This window comes from Streptomyces sp. UH6 (assembly GCF_013421635.1).
Classification (GTDB): domain Bacteria; phylum Actinomycetota; class Actinomycetes; order Streptomycetales; family Streptomycetaceae; genus Streptomyces; species Streptomyces abyssomicinicus.
Genome location: NZ_JACADT010000318.1, coordinates 1 through 5,741 on the forward strand (window position 1 = coordinate 1; position 5,741 = coordinate 5,741).

Genomic DNA, 5,741 nt, shown 5'->3' on the forward strand with positions numbered 1-5,741 from the left:
GCCCGCCACGGGGGCGAGGTCCAGGTCCTCCCGGTGCACCACCACGGCCAGCGGCAGGCTGCCCCCGATCGCCTTGGCCAGCACCATCACGTCGGGCGTCACACCGCTGTGCTCCACGGCCCAGAACGCGCCGGTCCGCCCGACCCCCGTCACCGTCTCGTCGACGATCAGCGGAACGCCCCGCTCGCGCGTGCTCTCCCGCAGTCGCCGCAGCCGGTCGTCCGACACCGGCTCGACGACCACGCCGCTCCCGTCGACGACCCCGCCCACCCCCTGGACCGGCCCGGCTGCCAGGGCCAGGGCCTCGGCGACGGTGGGACCGCAGAACCTGACCCGGGCGCCCGGCGCGAGCCCGGGCGGCAGCGTGGCCAGCAGTTCGGCGAGGAACCGCTCCTCCACCGGCGTGGACAGGTCCAGGACGCCGATGGGCGCACCGGAGTCCAGCACCCCACGCACCGCCGCCAGCACCACGGGGTGGTTGTGGCCCAGCGCGAGCGCCCCGTCGCCGGAGAGGCAGTCCAGGTAGCGGCGGCCGTCCGCGCCCTCGACGGTCATCCCCCGGGCGCGCACCGGCACGATCGGCAGGGCACGCGCGTAGGTCCGCGCCGACGACTCCCGCAGCGACTGCCTGCGCACCGTCCCGGTCAAGGCCACCCTCTGGTCCTCCCGCCGCCTGACGACTTCGGGGCCGCCCATGGACAGCCGTCCCCTCACCGCTTCAACTGCCGTCCCTCCGTCGGGGACACGGGTGAAAGTGAAGTTCCGGGAAAGCAGCGGAGGAGGAAGCACGCCGGGTCGCGCGCCGGAACCCCCTGGTGGGCACCTCCGTCCGCCCCTCGTGACGGAACCGTTGCCTGCCCGTCGGCGACCACCCACAGCCACCCCCTAGGGTGGGGTGGCCGATCGGGCACCGTGGGTGACCGGTCCCGCCACGTCCAAGCGCACACGCCAGGGGGAGTCCTGAACATGCGACCCATACGCCCGCCGTTCCCGACCGGCCGGGAGACCACCACGGGCCGGACAGCGAGCTCGCGGCGCGGAGCCTTCCGCCCTTTCGCGGCCGTGGTCCTCGCCTCGGCCCTCGCCCTCACCGCGGGAGCCTGCGGTCCGGAGGACACCGAGGCCGCCGACAAGCCGGCCGTGTCCCTCCCGGACGAGGGCAAGATCAAGATTCCCCAGGAGCTGACCGACAAGCTCAAGGAACACGGGATAGACCTGGAGGAGTGGCGCGGCGGCGCCTGGAAGAACTGGGACAAGGACGACTGGCTGCGCGAGGCCGACCAGTTCATCAACCCGATCATCGAGGACCTCTGGAACCCCGACCGCATGCGGGAGGCCGAGGAGCCGGACAGCACGGTCGACGAGAGCGACATCGCCGACGACCAGGGCGTGACCGACCCGACACCCGCGCCGGTCGAGGCCGCCGAGGTCTCCGCCCCGTACAGCGACTCGGCGCCGACCGCGGGCAAGCTCTTCTTCGACGGGCCGCAGGGCACCATGGTCTGCTCGGCGACGGTCGTGGAGGACCCGGCCAACCCGGGGAAGTCCAACCTGGTGTGGACCGCCGGCCACTGCGTGCACGCCGGCAAGGAGGGCGGCTGGTACCGCAACATCGCCTTCGTGCCCGCCTACAACGACCAGGCCATGAGCGGGCAGGAGCTGGCCGGCGCCGCCCCCGAGAAGATCGCTCCGCACGGCCTGTGGTGGGCCCAGGTCGCGATGACCTCCGACGAGTGGATCGCGCAGGGCGGTCAGACCGGCGGCAACGGGGCTCCGTTCGACTACGCCGTGCTGAAGGTGACCCCGGAGAACGGCGGCGGGAAGTCGCTGGAGGAGACGGTCGGCGCCGCGATGCCGGTGGGGTTCGACGCCCCGGCCGTGCCGGACATCGACAGCATCACCGCGACCGGCTACCCGGCCGCGGAGCCGTTCGACGGTGAGCGGATGTTCCAGTGCCAGGACAAGCCGGGCCGCCTGTCCGTCGTGGCGAGTGACCCGACCATGTACCGCATCGGCTGCACGATGACGGCCGGTTCCTCCGGCGGTGGCTGGATCGCCGAGGTGAACGGGAAGCCGGCGCTGGTGTCCAACACCTCCATCGGCCCGATCAGCGCGGGCTGGCTGGCCGGACCGCGTCTCGACGAGCAGGCGAAGAAGCTCTACGAGACCGTGGGCGCGCAGTAGTCCTGAGCGCGCAGTAGTCCGTGAGCGCGCGGTAGCCCTTGAGCGCGCGGTGGTCCGTGCGCGGGCGGCGGCCGGCGGAAGCCGGCGGCCGCCCGTGCACGACGAAGGGCCCGCCCCCGGTCTGACCGGGGCGGGCCCTTTCTCGTTGCCCGAAATGCGCGCCTGGCCGGCGGAAGCCGGCGGCCGCCCGTGCACGACGAAGGGCCCGCCCCCGGTCTGACCGGGGCGGGCCCTTTCTCGTTGCCCGAAATGCGCGCCTGGCCGGCGGGCCGGGACCGCTGACGTGTTACGCGGCGGCCGGCGTGTACGGAGCGAGGTCCGAGGCCAGCTCCTCGTGCACCCGCACCTTCAGCAGGGTCCCCTCCGCGGTGTGCTCCTCGGAGATCACCTCGCCCTCGGTGTGCGCCCGCGCCACCAGCTTGCCGTGGGTGTACGGGATCAGAGCCTCGACCTCGACGGCCGGACGCGGCAGCTCGGCGTCGATCAGCGCCAGCAGTTCGTCGATGCCCTGCCCGGTGCGGGCGGAAACGGCGATGGAGCGCTTCTCGACCCGCATGAGCCGCTGGAGCTCCAGCGGGTCGGCCGCGTCCGCCTTGTTGATCACGACGATCTCCGGCACACCGGTGGCGCCGACGTCACGGATCACCTCGCGCACCGCGGCCAGCTGCTCCTCCGGGTTCGGGTGCGAGCCGTCCACCACGTGCAGGATCAGGTCGGAGTCGCCGACCTCCTCCATGGTGGAGCGGAACGCCTCGACCAGGTGGTGCGGCAGGTGGCGCACGAAGCCGACGGTGTCGGCCAGCGTGTACACCCGCCCGCTGGGCGTCTCGGCCCGGCGCACGGTCGGGTCCAGGGTCGCGAACAGGGCGTTCTCGACCAGGACGCCGGCGCCGGTGAGGCGGTTCAGCAGCGACGACTTTCCGGCGTTGGTGTAACCGGCGATGGCGACCGAGGGCACCTTGTTGCGGCGCCGCTCCTGACGCTTCACGTCACGGCCGGTCTTCATCTCCGCGATCTCCCGGCGCATCTTCGCCATCTTCTCGCGGATCCGCCGACGGTCCGTCTCGATCTTGGTCTCACCGGGACCGCGGGTGGCGAGGCCGCCGCCCTTGCCGCCGCCCATCTGACGGGACAGCGACTGACCCCAGCCTCGCAGGCGCGGCAGCATGTACTGCATCTGCGCCAGCGCGACCTGCGCCTTGCCCTCGCGGGACTTGGCGTGCTGGGCGAAGATGTCGAGGATCAGCGCGGTCCGGTCGATGACCTTGACCTTGACGACGTCCTCGAGGTGGATCAGCTGTCCGGGGCTGAGCTCACCGTCGCAGATCACGGTGTCCGCGCCCGACTCGATGACGATGTCCCGCAGCTCGTTGGCCTTGCCGGAACCGATGTAGGTCGCCGCGTCGGGCTTGTCGCGCCGCTGGATCACGCCGTCCAGCACCAGCGCGCCCGCCGTCTCGGCGAGGGCGGCCAGCTCGGCCAGCGAATTGTCCGCGTCCCGCGCCGTGCCCGAGGTCCACACTCCGACGAGTACGACCCGCTCCAGGCGGAGCTGCCGGTACTCGACCTCGGTGACGTCCTCGAGCTCGGTGGACAGACCTGCGACGCGTCGCAGGGCCGCACGCTCGGAGCGGTCGAACTGGTCGCCGTCCCGATCGCCGTCGATCTCGTGGCTCCAGGCGACGTCCTCTTCCATCAGGGCATCGGCCCGAAGGGCGTGCGCGAAACGCTCGGAGTCCTGGGAAGTGGATGAAGAGGAGGTCATTGGGTCCTTACGTCGAAGGGTGGAGTGACGGCCGTACGGTCCGTCACTGGTCACAACGTCCGGGTGCCCCGGGAGATTCCCGGGCAACCCGCCCGCGCCCCACGATGGTCCCACGGCGCCGCCGCCCCGTCACCGGGTTATGCGCCGCGGCGGGCGGCGGTGCACCCGCGCGGCGGCATGTGCCCTCGACCCACGTGCGCTCGGCCCACGTGCGCTCGGCCCACGTGCCCTCACCTCATGTGCACTCACCCCACGTGGTCGTGCCCCGCGTGGTCATGACCCAGGTGCGCATGCCCCAGGTGCGCATGCCCCAGGTGCGCATGCCCGTGCCCGTGCCGGCCGAGCCCCGCCGCGGGAACGACCGTGCGTCCGGCGGCGGGCTTGCCGTCGGCCTTGGGGGCGTCGGACGTCCAGTCCGGGTGCCCCGGCATCGGCGGCGTGCGGGTGTCGTGGAGCCAGGCCCGGAAGAAGCCGTCCAGGTCACGTCCGGCGATCTCGGAGGCGAGCCGGACGAAGTCGGCGGTGGTGGCGGTCCCGTCCCGGTGCCGGTGCACCCAGGCACGCTCCACCTGCTCGAAGGCGTGCCGTCCGATCTCCTGGCGCAGCGCGTACAGCACCAGTGCCGATCCGTCGTAGATCACCGGACGGAAGATGCCGATCTTCTGCCCTTCCGCGGGGACCTTGGGCGCCGCGGGCGGTCCCCCCGCGGCGCGCCACGTGTCGGAGGAGGTGTACGCGGCCTTCATCCGCGCCTCCAGCGTGCGGTGCCCGGTCTCCTCCCCGTACAGCGCCTCGTACCAGGTGGCGTGGCCCTCGTTGAGCCAGACGTCCGACCAGGTGGCCGGGGTGACGCTGTCGCCGAACCACTGGTGGGCCAGCTCGTGCACCATGACGGATTCGACCAGCCAGGCGGGGATGGCGGGCTCGGTGAACAGGAAGCGCTCGAAGAGGGAGAGCGTCTGGGTCTCCAGCTCGAACCCGGTGGCGGCGTCCGCCACGAGGATCCCGTAGGTCTCGAACGGGTAGGGGCCGACCTTGCCCTCCATCCAGTCGATCTGGTCGGGGGTCTTCGCCAGCCACGGTTCCAGCTTCTGCCGGTCGGCGGCCGGGACGACGTCGCGCAGCGGCAGGCCGTGCGGGCCCTGACGCCGGACGACGGCGGAGCGGCCCACCGAGACCTGGACCAGTTCGGTGGCCATGGGGTGCTTGCTGCGGTACGTCCAGGTGCGGGTCTGCGCGGCGCGTCCGGCCCCGGCGCTCTTCCCGTCCTTCTCGGGCAGCCCGTTGGCCACGGCCGTCAGCGTGGTGGGGGCGGTGACGCGGATGGTGTAGAGCGCCTTGTCGGACGGGTGGTCGTTGCAGGGGAAGACCAGGTGGGCGGCGTCGGCCTGGTTGGCCATGGCGAGGCCGTCCTTGGTCACCACCCAGCCGTGCCCCTGTCCCTCCGGCGGGCGCGGGTCGCTGGTGTGCCGGACGACGACGCGGGTGGTGTCGCCCGCCGCCGGCGCGGTGCGCGGCGTGATCACCAGGTCCTCCCCGGCGGAGGTGAACGCGGCCTTCGCGCCGTCCACCGTGACCGAGGAGACCTTGCCGTGCGCGAAGTCGAGGTTGAGCCGGTCCAGGCGCTGGGTGGCCCGGGCCTCGATGACGGTGACCGCCTGCATGGGGCGGGTGTTGGAGCCCGGGTAGGTGAAGTGCAGGTCGTACGAGCGGACGTCGTAGCCGGGGTTGCCCAACTCGGGGAAGAGACGGTCGCCGACGCCGAGCGGTGCGGCGGGCGTGGGGTCCGGGG

4 protein-coding genes are annotated in these 5,741 nt (G+C 72.5%); 1 reads left to right on the forward strand and 3 read right to left on the reverse strand.

Annotated elements, in window-relative coordinates; all coding sequences use genetic code 11:
* A partial coding sequence (locus HW445_RS16420; RefSeq protein ID WP_180221767.1) for an aminotransferase class III-fold pyridoxal phosphate-dependent enzyme occupies window positions 1–696 on the reverse strand: 696 nt, incomplete at its 3' end.
* A 270-nt stretch (window positions 697–966) separates the two neighbouring features.
* Between HW445_RS16420 and HW445_RS16425 the strand changes: the two genes are divergently transcribed.
* On the forward strand, window positions 967–2,184 hold the full coding sequence (locus tag HW445_RS16425; RefSeq protein WP_180221768.1) for a serine protease: 1,218 nt from the start codon (window positions 967–969) through the stop codon (window positions 2,182–2,184).
* A 286-nt stretch (window positions 2,185–2,470) separates the two neighbouring features.
* Here HW445_RS16425 and hflX read toward each other — a convergent pair whose 3' ends face one another.
* On the reverse strand, window positions 2,471–3,949 hold the full coding sequence (hflX, locus tag HW445_RS16430) for a GTPase HflX (protein WP_180221769.1): 1,479 nt from the start codon (window positions 3,947–3,949) through the stop codon (window positions 2,471–2,473).
* Between the two features lie 245 nt (window positions 3,950–4,194).
* Window positions 4,195–5,741: M1 family metallopeptidase (locus tag HW445_RS16435; protein WP_180221770.1), on the reverse strand; the 1,547-nt coding region annotated here is incomplete at its 5' end.